This is a genomic window from Janthinobacterium sp. FW305-128, from assembly GCF_020858135.1.
Lineage (GTDB): Bacteria > Pseudomonadota > Gammaproteobacteria > Burkholderiales > Burkholderiaceae_D > Janthinobacterium.
In genome coordinates, this window is the sequence record NZ_JACYMK010000012.1 from 244,048 (window position 1) to 266,528 (window position 22,481).

The window sequence follows — 22,481 nt, forward strand, 5'->3', positions numbered from 1 at the left end:
CGGCAACGCATTAACCCGCCATTCTACCTTATAATTTGAATGCGATTTGCTCAAAAACCATGGAAAAGTGCGACTCTTGCAGCCGCGAGTTACGCGGCATTCCTCGATTTTTGTGAGCAAAATAGCAGTAAATACCCGCGTTTTATCAAAACGCCAACTTAATACTAATGCGCGGCACTCCGCGCCATTCGCCATGTCCCTGACACTCTCCGACGTAAAACGCATCGCCCACCTGGCCCAACTTGAAATGGCCGACGACCAGGCCGTCACGTCTTTGGCCCAATTGAACAAGATTTTCGCACTGGCGGAACAAATGCAAGCCGTCAATACCGATGGTGTGGCGCCCCTGAGCCACCCGCTGGCCGCCCACATGGACAATATCGCCCTGCGCCTGCGCGAAGACGTCGCCACGGAACAGAATCGCCGCGACGCCTACCAGGCCGTGGCGCCGAAGGTACAGGATGGACTCTATCTCGTTCCCAAGGTTATCGAATAAACACGCCGTTGCGCCGTTCCCGCCTTCTTGCCGAATATCACAATAGAAACGCCATGCATACAAAATCCATCAAACAGCTGTCCACGCTTTTGCAGAACAAGGAAATTTCCGCCGTTGCACTGGCGACGCATTTCCTCGACCGCATCGAAGCGGACAACTCGAACGCCTTCCTGCACATCGACCGTGCCCTGACCCTGGCGCAAGCAGCCGACGCCGACGCGCGTATCGCCGCCGGCACGGCCACGCCATTGACGGGCGTGCCGATCGCGCACAAGGACTTGTTCGTCACGAAAGGCTGGCGCACGACGGCCGGCTCGAAAATGCTGGCCAACTACGCCAGCCCGTTTGACGCCACCGTGGTGGAAAAATTCCAGACGGCCGGCATGGTCACTTTGGGCAAGGTCAACTGCGATGAATTCGCCATGGGTTCCGGCAACGAGAACTCGGCCTTCGGCGCCGTGCAGAACCCGTGGGATAAAACAGCCGTGCCGGGCGGCTCGTCCGGCGGCTCGGCCGCCGCCGTCGCGGCCGGCCTCACGCCAGCGGCTACCGGCACCGATACGGGCGGCTCGATCCGCCAGCCGGCCGCCTTCTGCGGCATCACCGGCATCAAGCCGACCTATGGCCGCGTCTCGCGCTTCGGCATGATCGCCTTTGCCTCGTCGCTGGATCAGGGCGGCCCGATGGCCCGCTCGGCCGAAGACTGCGCCCTGCTGCTGACCGCCATGGCCGGCTTCGACGAACGCGACTCGACCAGCCTGTCGCCGGAACAGGGCGGCGTGGCGGAAGATTTTTCACGTGAACTGGGCCAGCCGTTGACGGGCTTGCGCATCGGCGTGCCGCGCGAGTACTTCGGCGAGGGCCTGGCCAAGGACGTGGAAGCGGCCGTGCGCAGCGCGCTGGCGCAGTATGAAAAGCTGGGCGCCACCCTGGTCGACATCTCGCTGCCGAATACGGCCCTGTCGATTCCCGCCTATTACATGATCGCCCCGGCCGAAGCATCGTCGAACCTGTCGCGCTACGACGGCGTGCGCTACGGCCACCGCGCCGCCGAGTACAAGGACTTGCAGGACATGTACAAGAAGTCGCGCGCCCAGGGCTTCGGTCCGGAAGTGCAGCGCCGCATCATGGTCGGCACCTACGTGCTGTGCCATGGCTACTACGACGCCTACTATCTGAAGGCGCAAAAGATCCGCCGCCTGATCGCGCAGGATTTCGACGCCGTCCTGAATGGCCCGGACGCCGTCTGCGACGTCATCATGGGCCCCGTCGCGCCGACCGTCGCCTGGGACCTGGGCGACAAGACGGACGACCCGGTGGCGAACTACCTGGCCGACATCTACACCCTGTCGACCAGCCTGGCCGGCCTGCCCGGCATGTCGATACCCTGCGGCTTCGGCGCAGGCGAGAAAAACGGCAAGCGCCCCGTCGGCCTGCAAATCATCGGCAATTATTTTGGCGAAGCCAAACTGCTGAACGTGGCCCACCAGTTCCAGCAAGTGACGGACTGGCATACGCGTGCTCCAGGCAACGCAACGGCCGGCATCTAAGAAAAAATTTGCGCCGCCCAGGCGGCGCCACCAAATTAAGCGAGAACACTATGCAATGGGAAGTCGTCATCGGTCTTGAGAACCACGTGCAGCTCACGACCGAATCCAAAATTTTCAGCGGTTCGCCGATCAAGTACGGCGCCGAAGCCAACACGCAGGCGAGCCCCGTCGATCTGGCGCTGCCGGGCGTGCTGCCGGTGATGAACAAGCAAGCCGTCGACCGCGCGATCCGCTTTGGCCTGGCCGTGGGCGCCACCGTCGCGCCGCACTCGGTCTTCGCCCGCAAAAACTATTTTTATCCCGATTCGCCCAAGGGCTACCAGATCAGCCAGTTCGAAGACCCTGTCGTCATCGGCGGCGCACTGACCTTCGGCTATGAAAAGGATGGCGAATTCGTCACCAAGACGGTGAACCTGACGCGCGCCCACCTGGAAGAAGACGCCGGGAAGTCCTTGCACGAAGACTATGCCGGCATGAGCGGCATCGACTTGAACCGCGCCGGCACGCCGCTGCTGGAAATCGTCTCGGAGCCGGAAATCCGCAGCGCCGCCGAAGCCGTGGCTTACGCCAAAGCGCTGCACTCGCTGGTCATGTGGCTGGGCGTTTGCGACGGCAACATGCAGGAAGGCTCGTTCCGCTGCGACGTCAACGTTTCCGTGCGCCCCGTCGGCCAGAAGGAATTCGGCACGCGCTGCGAGATCAAGAACCTGAACTCCTTCCGCTTCATCGAGGAAGCCGTGCACGTCGAAGTGCGCCGCCAGATCGAACTGATCGAAGACGGCGGCAAGGTCGTGCAAGCGACGCGTTTGTACGATCCGGACCGCAAGGAAACGCGCGAAATGCGCAGCAAGGAAGACGCGCAGGATTACCGCTACTTCCCGGACCCTGACCTGCCGCCGCTGGTCATCTCGCAAGCGTGGATCGACACGGTCAAGGCCTCGATGCCGGAACTGCCGGCCGCCATGCGCGCCCGCTTCATCAGCGAATACGCACTGCCGGACTACGATGCGCTGGTGCTGACGCAATCGAAAGCCATGGCCACCTATTTCGTCGCCGTGGTGGACAAGGCCGGCAAGGAAAACGCCAAGGCCGCCGCCAACTGGCTGATGGGCGACGTCTCGTCGACCCTGAACCGCGAAGGCGTGGACCTGGACGACGCGCCCGTCTCCGCCGCCCAGCTGGCCGCCATGCTCAAGCGCATCGCCGACGGCACGATCTCGAACAAGGCGGCAAAGGAAGTCTTCGCCGGCATGTGGGAAGCGAAGTCAAACGACGAGCATCTGGTCGACGCCATCATCGACGCCAAGGGCTTGAAGCAAATCTCGGACTCGGGCGCGCTGGAAGCCATCGTCGATGAAGTACTGGCGGCCAACGCCAAGTCGGTGGAGCAGTACCGCGCCGGCAAGGAAGCGGCCATCAACGCGCTGATCGGCCAGGCCATGAAGGCATCCAAGGGCAAGGCCAACCCGGCCCAGCTGACGGAACTGCTGAAGGCCAAGCTGGCTGGATAATTTTCACTCGCCCCAAAAAAAGACGCTGCGGCGTCTTTTTTTTTGCCTGTCGGGTCTCCTCATAAACAAGCTTGTCTACGTTTTATGTCACGTCTGACAGGCGTTTATACGCCACTGAAAATTAAAGTATACATTTTTGTCTACAAGGTTTAATCTAGCCATATTGAATTTCAGGCAAGAGGAAAACCGCATGGCCAAGACGCACGACACCCCGAAACCGACGGCAGCCGAGCTCGATCTGCTGCAGGCGCTGTGGCCGCTGGGTGCGGCCACGGCCAAGCAGGTGCACGAGGCGATGGCGCTGGCCAAGCCGGCCATCACCTATGGCACCGTGCTGCGCCTGATGCAGATCATGCACGGCAAGGGCTTGCTGATCCGCGACGAAAGCCAGCGCTCGCACGTGTATGCGCCGGCCCAGGCGCAGGACAGCCTGCAGACGAATCTGCTGAAGGAATTGATGCAGAAGGCCTTTGCCGGTTCGGCCAAGGCGCTGGTGCTGGCGGCGCTGCGCACGGGCGTGTCGCGCGCCGAACGCGAGGAAATCGAAAAAATGCTCAAGGACGATCAGTCATGAGCGGCTTCGTGCCGGCGCTGGGCTGGACCCTGCTGCACTTCCTGTGGCAAGGGCTGCTGATCGGCTGCGCCACGGCGCTGGCGTGGGCGGCCCTGCGCAATGCGCGTCCCGAGGCGCGCTACGCCGTCGGTTGCGGCGCCCTGCTGGCCTGCCTGGCGTGGCCGGCGGCGGGCTTGTATCTGCGCCTGGCCGGGGCCGATGCCACGGGCGCGCTGTACTCCAGCGCCTTGCTGCCCGCCGCCCTGCTGGCGCCCGACAGCCTGCCCGACCTGGACCTGCTGCTGCGCGCCGTCGTCGGCGTGTGGGCCGTGTGCGCCGCCGTGCTGGCCGTGCGCATGGCGCTGGGCATGCTGTGGATAGAGCGCAGCGCCAGGAATACGGGCGCCACGCATGCACAACTGCAGACAAGGCTGTCGCGCATGGCGCACGATGCCGGCGTGGCGCGGCCCGTGCGGCTGCGCGTGCTCGACAACATCGCCAGTCCGCTCACGGCCGGCATCTGGCGCCCCATGGTGCTGGTGCCCGCGGCGCTGCTCACCGGCATGCCGCCGCACCTGCTCGATGCGCTGCTGGCGCATGAACTGGCGCACATCCGGCGCCACGATTATCTGATCAACCTGCTGCAAAACGCCATCGAGGCGCTGCTGTTCTTCCACCCTGCCGTCTGGTGGATTTCACGCGGCGTGCGCCTCGAACGCGAACATATTGCAGATGATTTCGCAGCAAGACAACTGGGCGAACCGCGGCGTCTGGCTCTTGCACTCTCGGAACTGGAACGTCTCCAGTTCTCAACCCACCACCTGGCCCAGGCGGCCAACGGAGGAGATCTTATGTCACGTATCAAACGATTGCTGCGCCCCGCACCACAAGCCCTGAACTGGAAGGCGGCCGTGCCGCTGCTGGCATTGGCCGGCGCCTGCCTCGGCATCTACGGCCAGGCCGTCGCCGCCGACAGCGCACCCGTGCTGGAGCGCCGCCCCGTCATCGACTTTGGCGTGTGCGGCAAACCGGTCTACCCGCCCGCATCGCTGCAGGCGAAGGAAACGGGCACGGTCAACCTGTCCTTTGATGTCGACGCCACCGGCAAGGTCCAAGGGTCAAGCGTGGTCAAGAGCAGCGGCCATCCTGCCCTCGACGAGGCGGCGCGCACTGGCATTGCCAAGTGCACGTTCAAGCCGGCCCTCGCTGGCGGCAAGCCGGTCAGCGCCAGCGTCAAGGTGCAATACGTCTGGAGCCTGAACTAAGATCCTATCCCAGTAGATGAATACATCTCTTGCAAGCGCCCCTCAGAAGCGGGGACTGCGTTGTTCGTCGTCGCGTGGCTCGCCACGCGTCCTCCTCGCGCCTTGTCCGCGCTCCTGATGTGCTGCTTGCAAAAGACGCTCCCTACTGGGATAGGCTCTAAAGCATGCGCGGCGGCATCGTGGCAGCATTGCTGCAGCGGTGCCGCCGCCCGCTTGCGGGTATGATCATGGATTCTTCCACGCACCTGTGAACCCGCCATGAACAAGATCAAAACCGGCCTGGTCGGCTACGGCTTTGCCGGCTCCACCTTCCACGCTCCCGTCCTGTCCGCCATCGATGCCCTGGAACTGGCGGCCGTCGCCTCCAGCAAGCCCGAGCTCGTGCACAAGGATTGGCCGCACGCCACCGTGTATGCGGATGCGGCGCAGCTGTTTGCCGATGCCTCGATCGAACTGGTCGTCATCGCCGCGCCCAACGAGGCGCATTTCAGCCTGGCGCAGGCGGCCCTGCAGGCGGGCAAGCACGTGGTGGTCGACAAGCCCTTCACCATTTCCAGCGCGGAGGCGCAGAGTCTGATCGCGCTGGCGAAAGAGCGCCAGCTGGTGCTCAGCGTGTATCACAACCGGCGCTGGGATGGCGACTTCCTGACCCTGCAAGCGCTGCTGGCGCAAGGCACGCTGGGGCGCATCGCCAGCGTCGAATCGCACTTCGACCGTTTCCGCCCCGAGATCCGCCAGCGCTGGCGCGAATCCGGCGCGCCGGGCGGCGGCTTGCTGTACGACCTGGGTCCGCACATGCTGGACCAGGCCATGCAGCTGTTCGGCAAGCCGGAAAAACTGTACGCCGATATCGTCCTGCAGCGCGATGGCGCGCAAGCCGTCGACTACATGCACATCGTTTTGTATTACGACCGGCTGCGCGTGGTGCTGCAAGCGGGCTGCCTGGTGAAGGCGCCGACGGCGCGCTTCGCCGTGCATGGCGACAAGGGCAGTTTCGTGAAATTCGGCCTCGATCCGCAGGAAGACGCGCTGAAGGCGGGCGGCAGGCCGGGCCAGCCCGGCTGGGGCGTGGACCCCGTGCGCGGCGCGCTGCACCTGGGCACGCAGCCGGACGGCCATTGCGAACACCTCGAGATGCAGGCGGGCCGCTACCAGGACTTTTACCAGGGCATGGCCGACGCCATCCACCACGGCGCACCGGCGCCCGTGGCGGCCGAGGATGCGGCAGCGACGATACGCCTGATCGAACTGGCGCTGCAAAGCGCCGCCGAAGGGCGCGTGCTCGCGGTCAGTTGATGACGAAGGCCAGCACCACGGCGCCCAGCGCCAGCAAGGCCAGGCCGCAGATGAACAACAGCTCGCCCCACGATTCGTAGCGCAAGCGCGACTGGCCGGGGCGCAGCGACATGAACGAGAGCACGGCGCTGACGAGAAAGACGATGGCATCGACGGCGAGCAGCTTGTCGATGACCACGCGCATGTCGCCGCGCGGCGCCAGATGCCCGATCGACAGCACCGTCATGCACACGCCGACCATCGTCGCCGACGTGGGCAGGATATGCGCCGACAAGCCCCGCGCCGACAAGCCCCGTTCGGGCGCCTTGCCGTCGCCAGGCATCAAGGCCGGCCCTGGTTCGTTCCTGCTGGCCAGACCAGCTCCACGCGCGCGGAACTGCCTGCCTTGATCTGCACCTTGCGCTCCAGCGACTTGCCGGCCAGGGTGGCGCGCAGGCTGTAGCTGCCTGGCGGCAGTTTCGCCAGCAGGAACGGTCCGCTGGCCGTCGTGTCCAGCACCGGATTACCCTTGGCATCGCGTATTTCCAGCTTCACGTCGGAAGCAAATTCCGCCTTGCCCGCCGCCTGCACGGAAAACACCAGGCTCAAAGGCCAATGCCGGCTGGCGCTCTTGATGGCCGTCGACTCATCGAGGCCGATGCCGCCGCTCAGGTACTCCACCGCCCCGCTTTTCTGCACGGGCGGCAGTGCGCCGTCGGTTTGCGCCTGCGCCGCACTTCCCAGCAACAGCCCGGCGGCCAGCATCGCCGCCGCCAGGCCCAGGGTACCGCGTCTGTTTAACGCCATCTCACTCTCCTCATGTCGGTTGAATCAAGATAGGAAGCGCAGCTTAGGCCAGTCTTAGAAGGTTAGCGCCGGCGCATGGCGTCGGCGATCTTCTGGTCCGTCTTGTACTGGCTCAGCGCATACACGGCCCAGATCGTGGCCGGCAGCCAGCCGATCAAGGTGATTTGCAGGATCAGGCAAATGATGCCGGCGATCGGACGGCCGATCGTGAAAAAGGTCAGCCATGGGAGTAACAGGGCAATCAGCAAGCGCATCGTTCGTTCCTTGAGTATTCCCCTGTGCCGCGGGGACCGGGCCGGCATGCGCCGGCGGTAAATGCAGTCAAACCGATTATAACGATACCCGGCCGTCAAGCCTGCACGGGTGCAAGCAGTTTTTCCATCCAGGCCAGGATGGCGGCAAAGATCGCTTCGCGGTTCACTTCATTGAAATTCTCGTGATAATTGGCCGGATAAAAATGATAGTCGAGCAAGCCATCGGGCACGCTGCGCAGCAGGCTTTCCGTGGCGCGGCTGTCGGCCAGCTTGTCGTCGCCCGCCACCGCGGCGAACAGGGGGAAGCGCCAGTCCGACAGGCCGCCCGCCAGTTCCTTTTGCGCCGACGTCAGCGCATGGGCAAACCGCACCGACGCCGCACTGGCGCGTATGCCGTCGCGCTCGTCCTGGAAATGGCGCGCGGTGATGGTCTGGTCATGCGTGAGCAGCATGGTCAGGTTACCCAGCGGCACCTTCATCGTGGGGAAGCGCCGCGCCAGCCAGCCCGACAGCATCTGCAGCACCTTCGGCACGGGAATCGCATTCACGTAATACGGCGATGAAATAATGAAGCCCTTGATGGCCGGATCGCCCGCAAAGCGGCGCAGCCCCAGGTGGGTGGCGATCAGGCCGCCCATGGAGTGGCCCATGACGAAGATCGGCACGCCCGGATACGCCTGCTTGACCCAGGCGAGGAACAGCTCTTCGTCGTCAAGGAAGGCGTCGAACGAGGGGATGTCCACCTTGCGCTTGCCGTCGTGGCCCACCATGTCGAAGCTGACGGTGGCGATGCCGTGCTGGCGGAAGTATAGCGCCGGCGTGACGTAGTCGCCCGCATGCGCCATGCCGCCGTGGATCGCCAGGATCACGGCGCGAGGGGGCTGTGGCGGCTGCCAGATGTGGATGGGCCGTTCGACCCGGTCGCTGCACAGCAGGCTGGCCATCTTGTCTTCTGAAAAACGCATCGCTGCTCCTGTCATGCCCTGTCACGCCTTCAGATGATCGATCAACTGGCGCGCATACAGGGGTAATTCACTGAACTGGCGCACGCAGATCGTCAGATTGCGTACCGACCAGGGATCGGATAATTCCAGGCAGCGCAGCGCCATCGTCTGCTGGCAGCGGCTGGCCGCCGCCAGCGGCACCACGCTGATGCCCACGCCGCTGGCCACCATGCGGCACACGGCATCGAAGCTGCGCAGGCGCACGCGCACCTTCAAGGGGCGGCCCAGGCGCGCCGCATGCATGCCCAGGTACTGCTGCATCGCGCTATCGTCGGCCAGGCCGATGAAATCGTGATCCAGCACGCTGGCAAAGTCGACGACGCCATCCTGTCCGAGCGCGCGGTGATGCACGCCATCGGCCGCGGCGATGACGACCAGCCGGTCGGGGCGGAACAGAAACGTCTGCAAGCCGCGCATGTCGACCGAGTCGGACACGATGCCCATGTCGGCCAGCCCTTCCGAGACGGCCTTGACGATATCGTAACTGAGGCGCTCTTCCAGGTCGATGGTCAGGTTCGGATGGCGGTCGAGAAAAGCGCCTAGCGCCTCGGGCAAAAATTCGCTGAGCGCGGCCGTATTGCACAGCAGGCGCAACTGCCCTTTCAAGCCGCGCGCAAACTCGCCAAGCTCGCCACGCATTTTCTCCATTTGCAGCAAGACGAGGCGCGCGTGATGCAGCAAGGTCTGGCCCACGGGCGTCGGCTCCACGCCGCGCCGTCCGCGCAGCAGCAAGGGCATGCCCAGCATCTCTTCCATGCCGCGCACGCGCGCGCTGCTGGAGGCCAATGCGAGATGGCTGCGCGCGGCGCCCGCCGTCAGGCTGCCCGCTTCCACGACGTTGACGAACAGCTGTAAATCGACCAGATCAAAGCGCATGACGGCTCCCCTTTTCCCCATCTTACCAGCCTTCGTATTTTACTGAGGCTGACTCAAAATAATCCACCTTGGCGAAACCGCCCAGCACGCGCAGAATCCACGCAATTCACTGTGGAACAGAAAAAATGGAGACATCATTTCTGCTGGCCGTCGGCGCCAGCTTCCTCGTCGCTGGCTTCGTCAAGGGCGTAGTCGGATTGGGCTTGCCGACGGTGGCCATGGGCACGCTCAGCCTCGTCATGCCGCCCGTGCAGGCGGCGGCCCTCTTGATCGTGCCGTCGATGGTGACGAATGTGTGGCAACTGGCGGCCGGCCCCGGCCTGCGCGCCCTGCTGGGGCGCCTGTGGCCCATGCTGGCGGCCGTCATGGCCGCTACCGTGGCGGGCGGCGCCCTGCTGCCGGCCGACAGCGGCGCCTGGGCCGTCTGCGCGCTGGGCGTGGCGCTGATGCTGTACGCGCTGGCGGGCCTGTTCTCGCTGCAGCTGCGCGTGCCGGCGCGGCATGAAGCGTGGCTGGGCCCCGTGGCAGGCGCCGTGACGGGACTGGTAACGGCCGCCACGGGCGTGTTCGTAATCCCCGCCGTGCCGTATCTGCAGGGACTGGGGCTGGCGCGCGACGCGCTGGTGCAGGCGCTGGGCCTGGCGTTTACCGCGTCGACCGTGGCGCTGGCGGCCAGCCTGGCCCTGCACGGCGACTTCAGCCTCGGCGCGGCCGGCGCATCCGCGTATGCGCTGCTGCCGGCGCTGGCCGGCATGCTGGCCGGTCAATGGCTGCGCGGGCGAATCGCGCAGCAGGTATTCAAGCGCTGCTTTTTTATCGGCCTGTTCGCCCTGGGCCTGCATGCGGCGGTCAAACCATGGCTGGCGTGATGCGGATAGACTGGCAAGGGGACAGCGCGCTGTGCGCGTGGATCGACGGCCAGCAGGTGGCCATGCTCGATATCAGCAGAGACGCCGATGAAGTGACGGTGAACATGCTGTTCGTGAAACCGCCGTTCCGCCGGCGCGGCATCGGCGGCGCGCTGCTGCAGCGGCTGCTGCAATGCCATCCGCAAGCTGGCGCCGCCTGCAGCGACCCGCGGCTGCGGGCGCTGCTGGAAAAGACGACTTAAATACCGTAGCGCGTGCGGTACGCGGAAACGGCATCCTTGTATTGGAGCAGTTCCGGATCGGCGCCCGCGCCGTTCAGGTAGCCGAACAAGTCGTCCAGGTTGCCGATCGAGATGACGGGAATGCCGTACTGTTTCGACACTTCCTGCACCGCCGAACTTGGCGACAGCTGGCCGTCCGGGCCGGAACGCTCCATGCGGTCCAGGGCGATCAGCACGGCGCATGGTTCGGCGCCGGCGGCGCGTATCATGTCCACCGATTCGCGCACCGAGGTGCCGGCCGAGATCACATCGTCAATGATGACAACTTTGCCATGCAGCTTGGCGCCGACGATGGTGCCGCCTTCGCCGTGGTCCTTGGCTTCCTTGCGGTTGAAGGCGAACGAGGTGTTGCGGCCCTTGCCGGCCAGCGCCACGGCGGTGGCCGACGCCAGGGTGATGCCCTTGTAGGCGGGGCCGAACAGCATGTCGAATTCCACGCCCGAGTCGAGCAGGGTCTGCGCGTAGAACTGCGCCAGCTCGGCCAGGGTGGCGCCGTCATGGAACAGGCCCGCATTGAAGAAGTACGGCGATGATCGCCCGGCCTTGGTGGTGAACTCGCCAAACCGCAAGACTCCCTTGGATACTGAAAACGCGATAAACTGCTGGCGTAAATTATTCACATTAGCCTCATTTTTTAAAAGTGCCTGTATTTTAATCCGCGCGCAGCGGCGAGACAATCGCCATGCCGCGCCCGCCGGCCCCGTCCAGCGCCCTTTTCATTCTCACTCTATGCCAAAAATTATCTCCGCCAACCTGAACGGCATCCGCTCCGCCGCAAAAAAAGGCTTTTTCAACTGGATGGGCACGCAGACGGCCGATTTCATCTGCGTACAGGAATTGAAGGCGCAGCTGCCCGACATGACGCCGGAGTTCCTCAACCCGCACGGCTACCATGGCCATTTCCACTATGCCGAGAAAAAGGGCTACTCAGGCACGGGCGTATACAGCAAGGTGGAACCGGACGCCGTGCATATCGGTTTCGGCAGCCCCGAATTCGATGCCGAAGGCCGCTACGTGCGCTGTGATTTTGGCAACCTGTCCGTCATTTCCGTGTACTGCCCCTCCGGTTCGTCCGGGCCGGAACGCCAGGAAGCCAAGTTCCGTTTCATGGAACTGTTCCTGCCGCATTTGCTCGAATTGAAGGCGCTGGGACGCGAAGTGGTCATCTGCGGCGACTGGAACATCGCCCACCATGAAATCGACCTGAAGAACTGGAAGGGCAACAAAAAGAATTCCGGCTTCCTCCCAGAGGAACGCGCGTGGCTGACGCGCGTCTTCGACGAAGTGGGCTTTGTCGACGTGCACCGCGGCCTGGACAAGCGCGAAGACCAGTACACGTGGTGGAGCAACCGCGGACAAGCCTACGCGAAGAACGTGGGCTGGCGCATCGATTACCACGTCGCCACGCCCGGCATCGCAGCCCAGGCGCATACGGTCAGCGTCTACAAGGACGAGCGGTTTTCCGACCATGCACCGTTGATCATCGATTACACGGTCAAGGGCTGATCTGATACGTCCGTGGTGGTGTCGGCTTACGCGCTGCGCGCTAACCCGACCTACGCTGAATCTGCTGTAGGTCGGGTTAGGTCCGCAGGACCGTAATCCGACAGCATTGTTGGCACGTCAGTGATGGTGGCGGATTAAGCATGCCACGCCAGCACGCGCCGGCTTTCGAAATGGCGCGGCTCGCCGCTCAAAGGGTCCGTGAAATCGATGGCCCGCGCCAGCAGCTGCAAGGGCTGCGACATGTCGTCTTCCTTGCACGGCAGGGCCACAGGGTAAAACGCATCGTTGACGATGGGGATGCCCAGCGAGGCCAGGTGCACGCGCAGCTGGTGCTTGCGCCCCGTGTGCGGCTGCAGCCGGTACAGATTCGCGCCGCCGCGCTCTTCGATCACATCGATGACGGTTTCCGAATTCGGCTCACCCGCTTCCTCGCGCATGAGAAAAAACTGCGCGCCCTCGACCATGCGGCTGCGGTAGGTGAATGGGAAATCGCGTCCCGCCAGCACGGGCGCCAGCGCCTCGTACGTCTTGCGCACTTCGCGGCGCTGGAACAGCGACTGATAGGCGCCCCGGCTGGCGATCTGGCGCGAAAAAATCACCACGCCGGCCGTCTCGCGGTCGAGGCGGTGGATCGGCGTGAGGTCGGCGCTATCGAGCCGTTTCTTCAGGCGCGTCAGCAAGGTCTCCTGCACGAAGCGCCCGCCCGGCGTCATGGGCAGGAAATGCGGCTTGTCGACCACGATCAGATGCTCGTCCTGGAACAGGATCTCTTCCTGGAAGGGAATCGGCGTTTCCCGCTCCAGCTCGCGGTAGTAAAAAATGCGCATGCCGCGCTTGTACGTGCTGCCGGGCGCCAGCACGGCGCCGTCGCCATCGACCACTTCACCGCGCGCCATGCGGTCCCGCCATTGCGCGGCGCTGATCTGCGGATAGCGCTCGACCAGAAAGGACAGCATGTCCGGCCACTGCCCTTCCGGCAGCCACAGGTAGCTGGCCGCCACGCCGTCGCGCATGGGCAAGGGTGCGGCGGCGTGACGCTTCGGCATTCTAGCGCTGCGCGATGGCGGTGCTGCGGTATGGCGGCAAGGCGTCCACGCTGACGCCCTTGCTGCGCGCGTACAGAGGCAGCACTTGCGCCATGTGGCTGTTCATCTGCGAGATACGGTCCTTGCCCGACGGGTGCGTCGAGAGGAACTCCGGCGGCGCGCCCTTGCTCACTGCCGCCATTTTCTGCCACAGGATGACACCGGCGCGCGGGTCGAAACCGGCGCGCGCGGCCAGGTCCATGCCGATCAGGTCCGCTTCGCGCTCATCGTCGCGCGAAAACTTCAGCATCACGCCCTGCGCCGCCATATTCGTGGCGGTGCTGGTGATGCTCGGATCGACGCCGAGCCAGGCCGACAGTCCGGCGCCGGCCAGCTTGGCGCCGACGGCGGCCAGGTTGCCCTTGCCCGCCTGCGCCTGCGAGTGTTCGCGCAGCGCATGCGAGATTTCATGCCCCATGACGATGGCTACTTCGTCGTCGGTCAGATTGAGCTTGGTGATGATGCCGCTGTAAAAAGCAATCTGCCCGCCCGGCATGCAGAATGCATTGACCTGGTCGGAATTGAGCAGGTTGACCTGCCAGTTCCAGTCGGCCGCCGCCTCGTTCCAGCGCGTGGCGAACGGGATGATGCGCTGGGCGATGGCGCGCAGGCGTTTCACTTGCGGGTCGCTGTCGGGCACCAGCGCATTTTTTTCCTTCGCCTCGTTGACCAGCTGCGCATATTGCTGCTTCGATTGTGCATTGAAATCGGCGCCGCCGGCAAAGATGCGCGACGTCGACAGGGGACGCACCTTGATGCCGTCCTGGACCGTCGCCTGCTGGGCATGGGCGGACAGGGGCGCCAGCGCGGTGGCCGCGCACAGGCTGGCCAGGATGGCGTAACGTTTAAGGGATATTGGTGCCATTGGCAGACCTCCATGGAGCAATTTTAGGCAGCATCATCATGGCCGGAAAGGCCAGGAAGAAGCACACGATGAAAAACGAGAACCAGCCCAGCTCGGCGACCAGAAAGCCCACCGAGGCATTGATCAGGGTGCGCGGCACGGCGCTCAGGCTGGAAAACAAGGCATATTGCGTGGCCGTATAGCGCGGGTCCGTGGTGCGCGACAGGAACGCGACAAAGGCGGCCGCGCCCAGGCCCAGGCTGGCGAAGGCTTCAAAACCGATCACGGCGCTGAGCAGCATGGTATTCGGCCCCACCTGCGCCAGCCAGGCGAAACCCAGAATCGCGATCGCCTGCAGCGCGCCAAACACCCACAGGCCCCGGTTGATGCCCAGCTTGAGCATCCACACGCCACCGACCACGCCACCGGCCAGGCTGGCCCAGAAACCCGTGGTGTTGGCGGCCAGGCCGATCTGCGTCATGGAAAAACCCAGGTCCAGATAAAACTTCGTCGCCAGCGCCGTGGCCATGCTGTCGCCGATTTTGTAGAGTAATACGAAGGCGAGTATCCACATTGCGTTACGCCAACCATCGCGTGCGATGAATTCCTGGAACGGCAGGATGATCGCTTCGCGCATGGTCTTTGGCGGCGAGCCGTACACGGTCGGCTCCCTGATCAGCAGGGTGCACACGAGACCCGGCAGCATGAAGGCGGCCGTGATCCAGAAGACAGGCTGCCACGGCATGCGGTCGGCCAGGATCAGCGACAGCGCGCCCGGCACCATGCCCGCCACTTTATACGCGTTGACGATGACGGCCGCGCCCAGGCCCTGCTCGTTGTCGGCAAGGATTTCACGCCGGTAGGCGTCGATGACGATGTCCTGGCTGGCCGACAGAAAGGCCACGCCGCCGGCGGCGGCCGCGATCAGGCCGATCTGCGTGAGCGGATCGAGCATGCCCATGGCGCCGATGGAAAAGAACAGCGCCACTTGCGTGAGCGCCATCCAGCCGCGCCGGCGTCCCAGTCCCAGGATGCGGTAGCGGTCCATCAGGGGCGCCCACAGGAATTTCCAGATGTACGGGAACTGCACCAGCGCGAACAGCCCTAGCGCCTTGACGTTCAAGCCCGACTTGGCCAGCCATGCCTGCAGCAGGTACAGCAGGATGAACAGGGGCAGGCCGGAACTGAAGCCCAGCACCAGCACGGCCAGCATGCGGCCATTGGCATAGGAACGCCAGCCAGGCGCCGGGCTTGTGCTCATCAATGCACCGCTTTTTTACGCAGGCGGAAGACGGCCAGGTCGCCACGCAGGTTGGGCAGCACGGAGACCATCTTGCCTTCGGCCAGGGCCACGCACTCGATCACTTCCAGGCCGCATTCCTCGGCCAGCTCGCGGAAGTCGTTGATGGTGGCGCAGCGCACGTTGGGCGTGTCGTACCACTGGTAGGGCAGCGACTTCGACACGGGCATGCGGCCTTTCAGCAAGGCCACGCGGTGCGGCCAGTAGGCGAAGTTGGGGAACGAGACGATAGCCTCGGCGCCCACGCGCACGATGTCGCGCAGCAGCGGCTCGACCTGCTTCATCATCTGCAAGGACGACAGGCACAGCACCGTATCGAAACTGTTGTCGCCAAAGATGGCCAGGCCCTTTTCCATGTCCTGCTGGATCACGTTCACGCCGCGCAGGGTGCTGGCCAGCACCTTGTCGTCGGCGATCTCGATGCCATAGCCGCTGCACTCCTTGTCGCTTTGCAGATACTGCAGCATCACGCCTTCGCCGCAGCCCACGTCCAGCACATGCGCGTTGTTCGGCACCCAATGGGCGATGAAGGCCAGGTCGGGGCGCAGCGCGCTCAATTCGTCAAAAGTCATGCGGTCTCCTTGGCGCCCTGGCGGACGGCGGTGTGCGGTGCAGGAGCGGGCAAGCCCGCCCCGATGTCGTTCCAAACCTGGCCATAATAGGCGCGCACCATGTTCATGTAGCGCGCATCTTCCAGCAGGAAGGCGTCGTGGCCGTGCGGCGCGTCGATTTCGGCATACGTGACCTGGCGGCGGTTGCACACCAGCGCTTCGACGATCTCGCGGCTGCGTTCTGGCGAGAAGCGCCAGTCGGTGGAAAACGAGGCGAGGAAGAACCTGGCCTTGGTACCCGACAGGGCTTTGGCCAGGTCGCCGCCATGCGCGCGCGCCGGATCGAAATAGTCGAGCGCCTTGGTGATCAATAAATACGTGTTCGCGTCGAAGTACTCGGAGAACTTGTCTCCCTGGTAGCGCAGATACGATTCGATCTCGAAGTCGATGCCGAAGCCGAATTTGTAGTCGCCCGTCTGCGCCGCGTCGCGCAGCTTGCGGCCGAATTTCTCGGCCATGTCGTCATTCGACAGATACGTGATGTGGCCCACCATGCGCGCCACGCGCAAGCCGTTCTTCGGCACCACGCCGTGCGCATAGAAGTCGCCGCCATGGTAATCGGGGTCGGACAGGATGGCCTGGCGCGCCACGTCATTGAAGGCGATGTTTTGCGCCGACAGCTTGGCCGTCGAGGCGATCACCACGCAGTGGCGCAGCCGCTCGGGGAACATGATGCTCCACGCCAGCGCCTGCATGCCGCCCAGCGATCCGCCCATCACGGCGGCGAACTGGGTGATGCCCAGTTCATCGGCCAGGCGCGCCTGCGCGCTGACCCAGTCTTCCACCGTCACGACGGGGAAGCTGGCGCCATACGGCTTGCCGGTGGCGGGATTGGTGTGCATGGGGCCCGTCGAGCCGAAGCAGGAGCCGAGGTTGTTGACGCCGATGACGAAGAACTTGTCCGTGTCGAGCGGCTTGCCGGGGCCGACCATATTGTCCCACCAGCCCGTGCTTTTCGGCTCGTCCGCATAGACGCCGGCCACGTGGTGCGAGGCGTTCAGGGCGTGGCAGACCAGCACCGCGTTCGATTTGTCGGCGTTCAGGGTGCCGTAGGTTTCATACATCAACATATAGTCCCGCAGCGATGCGCCGCTTTGCAGCTGCAGGGGTTGCGCAAAATACATGGTTTGCGGCGAAACGATTCCAATGGATGACATGTGTGTCGGTTTATAAAAGGGGGGCGGCCCCACGGGCCATGGTCGATGCAGCACCGCGATGATAGGTGCTGCAACTTTAACATCAGGACACCTCTTGCCGCGCGCGATGTGTCCTGATGCTTAAGGTGACAGTTTACATGAGCTGCAGTTGCTGGACGGCTTCCGCGATCACATTTGGTTCCATCGAACGCATAATTTTGCGCATTTGTGGCGCAATCAGGCCCAGGTCGCTGTTGAGGATCTCTTGCTTGACCGCCAACAGCTGCGCCGGATGCATGGAAAACTCGCGCAAGCCCATGCCCAGCAGCAAGCGCGTGAGCTTCACGTCGCCCGCCATCTCGCCGCACACGGCCACGTCGATGCCCGCCTTGTGGCCGGCCGCGATCGTCATCGAGATCAGCTGCAGCACGGCCGGGTGCAGCGGATTGTACAAATGCGCCACTTCGTAGTCGACCCGGTCGATGGCCAGGGTGTACTGGATCAGATCGTTCGTGCCGATCGACAGGAAATCCATGCGCTTGACGAACATGGGCAGGGCCAGCGCGGCGGCCGGAATCTCGATCATGGCGCCCACTTCGACCTCGTCGTCGAACTTGACGCCCTCCTCGCGCAGGCTGGCCTTCGCCTGCGCGATCATGGCCAGCGACTGGTCGATCTCGAACGCATGCGCGAGCATCGGGATCAGGATGCGCACCTTGCCGAAGGCGGAGGCGCGCAAAATCGCCCGCAGCTGCGTCAGGAACAATTGCGGCTCGGCCAGGCAGTAACGGATGGCGCGCAGGCCCAGGGCGGGATTCAGGGCCGTATGGTCGGACTGGTCGAGCGGCTTGTCGGCGCCGATGTCGAGCGTGCGGATGGTGACGACTTTTCCCTTCATCGACTGCACCGTGTTGCGGTAAGCCTCGAACTGCTCGTCCTCGGTGGGAATCTTGTGGGCGCGGCCCATGAACAGGAATTCGGAGCGGAACAGGCCCACGCCGCTGGCCCCCGACTCCAGCGCAAACGCGCAATCCTCGGGCAACTCGATATTCGCCAGCAGGGTGACGGGCGTGCCGCATTTGGTGACGGCCGGCGTCTTTTTCAGCTTGCCCAGCTTCTTGCGCGCGCGCTGCATGGCCAGCTGGCGCTCGCGGTACTGTTCCAGCACCAGCGCGCTGGGGTTGGCGATGACGACGCCGGCGTCGCCGTCGATGATCAGCCAGTCATCCTGGTCGATCAGCATCGACGCCTGCGACATGCCGACGGCGGCCGGGATGTCGAGGCTGCGCGCGACGATGGCCGTGTGCGAGTTCTGCCCGCCCACGTCGGTGATGAAACCGATGAAGGAGCGGTCGCGGAACTGCAGCATGTCGGCCGGAGAAATGTCGTGCGCGACGACGATCATCTGCGCCATCAATTCGTCTTCGGCCGCGGCCTTGGGCAGCAGCTGCTCCGTGCCCAGCAAGACTTTCAATACGCGCTCGGCCACCTGCTGGATGTCGGCCTTGCGTTCGCGCAGGTACGGGTCTTCGATTTCATCAAACTGCGCCGACAACTCATCGATCTGCGTCAACAGCGCCCATTCGGCGTTGTAATGGCGCTTGCGGATGATGTCGAGCGGCGCTTCGGAAATCATCGGGTCGGAGAGGATCAGCGCATGCACGTCGATGAACGCGCCCAGCTCCGTGGGCGCATCCTTGGGCAGCTCGTTCCACAGGGTCTGCAGTTCCTTGTGGACGGTGGCGATGGCGCTTTGCAGGCGCTGGACTTCGGCTTCGATCTGTTCCTGGGCGACCAGGTAATGTTTGACGTCAAGGGCGGCCGGCGCCAGCAGATGTGCGCGGCCGATGGCGATGCCGCGGGAAACCGGGATGCCGTGGAGCGTGAAAGATGCCATGGGTTGACCTGTCGGAATGCGGCTGCGGCTGCGTTCGGCGGGCATTACTCGCCTTCGCCAAACCTGTCATTAATCAGGGCGGTGAGCGCATCGACACATGCCTGCTCATCATCGCCCTCGGCTTCCAGGGTCACTTTCGCGCCCTTGCCGGCGGCCAGCATCATCACGCCCATGATGGACTTGGCGTTGATGCGGCGCGCGTTGCGGGTCAGCCAGACGTCGCTCTTGAACTTGGCGGCGAGCTGGGTAAATTTGGCGGAGGCGCGTGCGTGCAGTCCCAGCTTGTTGATGATTTCGAGTTCTTTTTGAATCATTTTTGTATGGTCTCTATCCCTGAATGCACTACGCTGATGACAATCTTGGCCTATAAAACCCGCCGCCTTCAGGGCGGCGGCCATGTACTTCCTTACTCGCCCACGCGAATGCGGTTATCGACGCGCACGGCGCCGCTTTGCGCGCCGGCCAGCGCCATCTCCACCACCACGTCGAGCGTGTCGCGGCGATACGTGATGGCGCGCAGCAGCATCGGCAGGCTGATGCCGGCGATGACTTCCACCCTGCCCGCATCGGCCAGCTTGTTGCAGCAGTTCGACGGCGTGCCGCCCTTCACGTCGGTAATCACCAGCACGCCGGAACCGTCGTCGAGGCGGCAAATGGCGTCCGACGCCAGCTTTTGCACTTCCGCCAGGTCCTGGTCGGCGACGACGTCGATGGCTTCAAACCGCTCCGTTGGACCGCGAAACACATGCGCGCAGGCAGCGATGAAAGCCTGTCCCAGCGGTGCATGTGTCATGAGCAAAATCCCTACCATAGTCAATACCCTCTAGCGCTGCTGCGCTTGCGCAACGCCATGCTCGACGGCGTCGACAAACATGGCAGCCACGTCAAAACCCGTTTGCTGCATGATTTCCTGGAAGCAGGTCGGGCTGGTGACATTGACTTCCGTCAGATAGTCGCCGATCACGTCCAATCCTACCAGCATCAGGCCACGCGCGGCCAGGATCGGGCCCAGCTTTTCTGCGATTTCCAGGTCGCGCGCCGTCAATGGCTGCGCCACGCCCGTGCCGCCGGCGGCCAGGTTGCCCCGCACTTCGCCCGCCTGCGGGATGCGCGCCAGCGAAAACGGCACCGGCTTGCCGCCGATGACGAGGATGCGCTTGTCGCCCTTGACGATGTCGGCGATGAAACGCTGCGCCATGATGGTCTGCGCGCCGTTCTCGCTCAAGGTCTCGATGATGGCGCCCAAGTTCAGGCCATCGGCCTTGACGCGGAAGATGCCCGTGCCGCCCATGCCGTCGAGCGGCTTGAAGATGACGTCCTGGTGCTTGGCGTGGAAGGCGCGCAGGCGCGCTTCATCCGACGTCACCAGGGTCGGCGACGTGAATTCGGAAAACTGGGCAATGGCCAGCTTTTCATTGTTGTCTCGGATGGCGGACGGCTTGTTGAAGACGTGCGCGCCCTGCTTTTCCGCCAGTTCCAGCAAATACGTGCCGTACACGTATTCCATGTCGAACGGCGGGTCCTTGCGCTCGATGATGGCGTCCAGGGCCGACAGGCGCACTTCCTCGGTCGAGACGACCTTGTACCAATCGTGTTCGTCGCCCGTCAGCGCGATGTGTTTTACCCGTGCCGTGACGATGCCCTCTTCCAGCGCCATGTCCTTCTGTTCGAACGCATACACGGCATGACCGCGTTTGGCCGCCTCGCGCATCATGGCGAAGGTGGAATCTTTGTAAGTCTTGAAGCCTGCCAGCGGGTCGGCAAGGAATGCAATTTTCATGGTGCGTCCAATCGGGGAGCCTGGATAAGGAATGCTTGATTCTAGCCGAGATCGCCAGGTGCGGTAGTCACCGCGCCCGGCAAGCTGCGGGGAGCGATCAATACACCTCGGGATTCGGGTCCGTGCGCTCCATTTCCAGCGACGCCGCCAGCAAGGCCAGGCGCGCCACCACGCCATACACATAGAAGCGGTTCGGCGCGGCCGTGCCCGGCTTGGCCTTCAAGTCCGGCACGGCATGCTGCTGGGCAAACGCCAGCGGCACGTACTGCGAGCCAGGCGCGTTCAGATTCTGGTCAACGCCCTTTTCCGCGTGCACGCGGTAGAAGCCGCCCACCACATAGCGGTCGATCATGTAGACGACGGGTTCGGCCACGGCATCCTTGATGCTTTCAAACGTGGGCACGCCTTCCTGGATGATGACGTCGGTGACGACCTTGCCATCCTTGACGATGGACATCTTGTCGCGCTGCTTGCGCGACAGGTCGCGCACTTCGCTGGCGTCGCGCACCGTCATGATGCCCGTGCCATACGTGCCCGCATCGGGCTTGACGATGACGAAGGGCTTTTCCTTGATGCCGTATTCCTTGTATTTCTTGCGGATCTTGGCCAGCAGCACGTCGACGCTGGCGGCCAGCGCATCTTCGCCCTCGCCTTCCTGGAAATTGACGTCGCTGCACTTGGCGTGGAAGGGATTGAGCATCCACGGGTCGACATCGATCATCTTGCCGAATTTTTTCACCACTTCATCGTAGGCCGTGTAGTGGTTGCTCTTGCGGCGCAAAGCCCAGCCCGCGTGCAAGGGCGGCAGCAGGCTTTGTTCATGAATATTTTGCAAGATATCAGGGATGCCGTCCGACAAGTCGTTATTCAGCAGAATCGTGCACGGGTCGAAATCCTTCAAGCCCAGGCGGCGGCCGTTGTTCAGGCGCACGAGGGGCTCGATGACGAGCATGTTGCCATCCGGCAACGCCAAGGGTGTCGGCTGGGTGATCTCGGGCGACCACGAACCGAAGCGCACGTGCAGTCCCGTCTGGCGGAAGATTTGCATCAGGCGCGCCACGTTCTGCAGGTATTGCGGCGTGGTGTTGTGCAATTCCGGCACGATCAGCAGGTTGCGGGCGTCCGGGCAATACTTGTCGATGGCAGCCATGGCGGCCTGCACGGACAAGGGCAGCATTTCCGTGGCCAGGTTATGGAAACCGCCAGGGAACAGATTGGTATCGACGGGCGCCAGTTTGTAGCCCGCGTTACGCAAGTCTACCGAGCAATAGAAGGGCGGCGTGTGTTCTTGCCACTCCATGCGAAACCAGCGCTCAATGGCCGGCGTCGCGGCCAGAATCTTTTTTTCGAGGTCGAGCAGCGGTCCGGTCAGGGCCGTGACGAGATGGGGAACCATAGTTACATCCTTAAATTATGTGCAGTATTCAAAAAAGCACACAGAACTGCCGACTATATTACCGTGTAAGTACCCCAAATCGGGGCAAAACCCTTGTTTTAAAGACCTTTTCCATTCCCACAACGAAAAAAAGGCACCTCAATGAGGCGCCTTTCTGGCCGGACATGCCGCGCCGGGGCGCTGGC

At 63.5% G+C, this 22,481-nt stretch carries 25 protein-coding genes; 9 read left to right on the plus strand and 16 right to left on the minus strand.

The genetic code is table 11. The annotated features are described in order from the left end of the window. Nucleotides 1–193: 193 nt before the first annotated feature. The 6 genes from gatC to IGS60_RS23875 all read left to right on the plus strand — a co-directional run bounded on the left by gatC (nt 194) and on the right by IGS60_RS23875 (nt 6,671). Complete coding sequence (gatC, locus tag IGS60_RS23850; RefSeq protein ID WP_070222787.1) at nt 194–496, plus strand: Asp-tRNA(Asn)/Glu-tRNA(Gln) amidotransferase subunit GatC; 303 nt, start codon at nt 194–196, stop codon at nt 494–496. 53 nt (nt 497–549) lie between these two features. Then, complete coding sequence (gene gatA, locus IGS60_RS23855; protein WP_230506392.1) at nt 550–2,046, plus strand: Asp-tRNA(Asn)/Glu-tRNA(Gln) amidotransferase subunit GatA; 1,497 nt, start codon at nt 550–552, stop codon at nt 2,044–2,046. An 8-nt stretch (nt 2,047–2,054) separates the two neighbouring features. Beyond that, complete coding sequence (gatB, locus tag IGS60_RS23860; RefSeq protein ID WP_268994183.1) at nt 2,055–3,557, plus strand: Asp-tRNA(Asn)/Glu-tRNA(Gln) amidotransferase subunit GatB; 1,503 nt, start codon at nt 2,055–2,057, stop codon at nt 3,555–3,557. Nucleotides 3,558–3,747: 190 nt separating this feature from the next. Then, nucleotides 3,748–4,131, plus strand: a complete 384-nt coding sequence (locus IGS60_RS23865) for a BlaI/MecI/CopY family transcriptional regulator (RefSeq protein WP_070289952.1) — start codon at nt 3,748–3,750, stop codon at nt 4,129–4,131. Beyond that, on the plus strand, nt 4,128–5,375 hold the full coding sequence (locus tag IGS60_RS23870; RefSeq protein WP_230506394.1) for a M56 family metallopeptidase: 1,248 nt from the start codon (nt 4,128–4,130) through the stop codon (nt 5,373–5,375). Before IGS60_RS23865 ends, IGS60_RS23870 begins: the two co-directional genes overlap by 4 nt. A gap of 258 nt (nt 5,376–5,633) precedes the next feature. After that, nucleotides 5,634–6,671 (plus strand): oxidoreductase, encoded by a 1,038-nt coding sequence (locus tag IGS60_RS23875; RefSeq protein ID WP_230506395.1) that lies wholly within the window; start codon nt 5,634–5,636, stop codon nt 6,669–6,671. On the opposite strand, the gene IGS60_RS23880 is transcribed toward IGS60_RS23875, so the two are convergent. The 5 genes from IGS60_RS23880 to IGS60_RS23900 form a co-directional block, all read right to left on the minus strand. Then, nucleotides 6,664–6,993 (minus strand): hypothetical protein, encoded by a 330-nt coding sequence (locus tag IGS60_RS23880; protein WP_230506411.1) that lies wholly within the window; start codon nt 6,991–6,993, stop codon nt 6,664–6,666. The genes IGS60_RS23875 and IGS60_RS23880 overlap by 8 nt on opposite strands. Next, nucleotides 6,993–7,457: a carboxypeptidase-like regulatory domain-containing protein gene (locus tag IGS60_RS23885; RefSeq protein ID WP_230506396.1), complete on the minus strand. Its 465-nt coding sequence runs from the start codon at nt 7,455–7,457 to the stop codon at nt 6,993–6,995. The genes IGS60_RS23880 and IGS60_RS23885 overlap by 1 nt, the downstream gene beginning before the upstream one ends. A 62-nt stretch (nt 7,458–7,519) precedes the next feature. After that, entirely contained in the window at nt 7,520–7,711 is a 192-nt protein-coding gene (locus IGS60_RS23890) for a YqaE/Pmp3 family membrane protein (RefSeq protein ID WP_070222801.1), read from the minus strand. 95 nt (nt 7,712–7,806) lie between these two features. Then, on the minus strand, nt 7,807–8,676 hold the full coding sequence (locus IGS60_RS23895) for an alpha/beta fold hydrolase (protein ID WP_230506397.1): 870 nt from the start codon (nt 8,674–8,676) through the stop codon (nt 7,807–7,809). Nucleotides 8,677–8,697: 21 nt separating this feature from the next. Next, a complete protein-coding gene (locus tag IGS60_RS23900; RefSeq protein WP_034749390.1) occupies nt 8,698–9,591 on the minus strand; it encodes a LysR substrate-binding domain-containing protein in 894 nt (297 codons plus the stop codon). A gap of 125 nt (nt 9,592–9,716) precedes the next feature. Between IGS60_RS23900 and IGS60_RS23905 the strand changes: the two genes are divergently transcribed. Together IGS60_RS23905 and IGS60_RS23910 are read left to right on the plus strand one after the other, a co-directional pair. Next, nucleotides 9,717–10,460 carry a sulfite exporter TauE/SafE family protein gene (locus IGS60_RS23905; protein WP_070311077.1) on the plus strand — a complete coding sequence of 248 codons (744 nt, stop codon included), beginning with the start codon at nt 9,717–9,719 and terminating at the stop codon, nt 10,458–10,460. Further along, nucleotides 10,460–10,702, plus strand: a complete 243-nt coding sequence (locus IGS60_RS23910) for a GNAT family N-acetyltransferase (RefSeq protein WP_230506398.1) — start codon at nt 10,460–10,462, stop codon at nt 10,700–10,702. Before IGS60_RS23905 ends, IGS60_RS23910 begins: the two co-directional genes overlap by 1 nt. Here the strand turns inward: IGS60_RS23910 and pyrE are convergent. Continuing rightward, a complete protein-coding gene (pyrE, locus tag IGS60_RS23915; RefSeq protein ID WP_070222812.1) occupies nt 10,699–11,361 on the minus strand; it encodes an orotate phosphoribosyltransferase in 663 nt (220 codons plus the stop codon). The genes IGS60_RS23910 and pyrE overlap by 4 nt on opposite strands. Nucleotides 11,362–11,470: 109 nt before the next feature. On the opposite strand from pyrE, the gene IGS60_RS23920 reads away from it, so the two are divergent. Beyond that, on the plus strand, nt 11,471–12,247 hold the full coding sequence (locus IGS60_RS23920) for an exodeoxyribonuclease III (RefSeq protein WP_070222814.1): 777 nt from the start codon (nt 11,471–11,473) through the stop codon (nt 12,245–12,247). Nucleotides 12,248–12,381: 134 nt separating this feature from the next. On the opposite strand, the gene IGS60_RS23925 is transcribed toward IGS60_RS23920, so the two are convergent. From IGS60_RS23925 to gshA, 10 genes are all read right to left on the minus strand, one after another. Continuing rightward, entirely contained in the window at nt 12,382–13,293 is a 912-nt protein-coding gene (locus IGS60_RS23925; RefSeq protein ID WP_230506399.1) for a pseudouridine synthase, read from the minus strand. A gap of 1 nt (nt 13,294) precedes the next feature. Then, entirely contained in the window at nt 13,295–14,197 is a 903-nt protein-coding gene (locus tag IGS60_RS23930) for a M48 family metallopeptidase (protein ID WP_230506400.1), read from the minus strand. Beyond that, the gene (locus tag IGS60_RS23935) at nt 14,178–15,437 is read right to left on the minus strand and encodes an AmpG family muropeptide MFS transporter (protein WP_070222820.1); all 1,260 of its coding nucleotides are present in this window, start codon (nt 15,435–15,437) and stop codon (nt 14,178–14,180) included. Before IGS60_RS23935 ends, IGS60_RS23930 begins: the two co-directional genes overlap by 20 nt. Continuing rightward, nucleotides 15,437–16,048 carry a methionine biosynthesis protein MetW gene (gene metW / locus IGS60_RS23940; protein WP_070222822.1) on the minus strand — a complete coding sequence of 204 codons (612 nt, stop codon included), beginning with the start codon at nt 16,046–16,048 and terminating at the stop codon, nt 15,437–15,439. The genes IGS60_RS23935 and metW overlap by 1 nt, the downstream gene beginning before the upstream one ends. Then, a complete protein-coding gene (locus IGS60_RS23945) occupies nt 16,045–17,244 on the minus strand; it encodes a homoserine O-acetyltransferase (RefSeq protein WP_071650235.1) in 1,200 nt (399 codons plus the stop codon). The genes metW and IGS60_RS23945 overlap by 4 nt, the downstream gene beginning before the upstream one ends. Before the next feature lie 133 nt (nt 17,245–17,377). After that, nucleotides 17,378–19,120: a phosphoenolpyruvate--protein phosphotransferase gene (gene ptsP / locus IGS60_RS23950; RefSeq protein WP_230506401.1), complete on the minus strand. Its 1,743-nt coding sequence runs from the start codon at nt 19,118–19,120 to the stop codon at nt 17,378–17,380. A gap of 44 nt (nt 19,121–19,164) precedes the next feature. Further along, nucleotides 19,165–19,434, minus strand: coding sequence for an HPr family phosphocarrier protein (locus IGS60_RS23955; RefSeq protein ID WP_010393142.1), 270 nt, complete (start codon nt 19,432–19,434; stop codon nt 19,165–19,167). Between the two features lie 92 nt (nt 19,435–19,526). Beyond that, nucleotides 19,527–19,931: a PTS sugar transporter subunit IIA gene (locus tag IGS60_RS23960; protein ID WP_035824452.1), complete on the minus strand. Its 405-nt coding sequence runs from the start codon at nt 19,929–19,931 to the stop codon at nt 19,527–19,529. A 12-nt stretch (nt 19,932–19,943) separates the two neighbouring features. Then, nucleotides 19,944–20,900, minus strand: coding sequence for a glutathione synthase (gene gshB, locus IGS60_RS23965; protein WP_070289932.1), 957 nt, complete (start codon nt 20,898–20,900; stop codon nt 19,944–19,946). 97 nt (nt 20,901–20,997) lie between these two features. Next, on the minus strand, nt 20,998–22,296 hold the full coding sequence (gene gshA / locus IGS60_RS23970) for a glutamate--cysteine ligase (protein WP_070222828.1): 1,299 nt from the start codon (nt 22,294–22,296) through the stop codon (nt 20,998–21,000). Nucleotides 22,297–22,481: the final 185 nt, after the last annotated feature.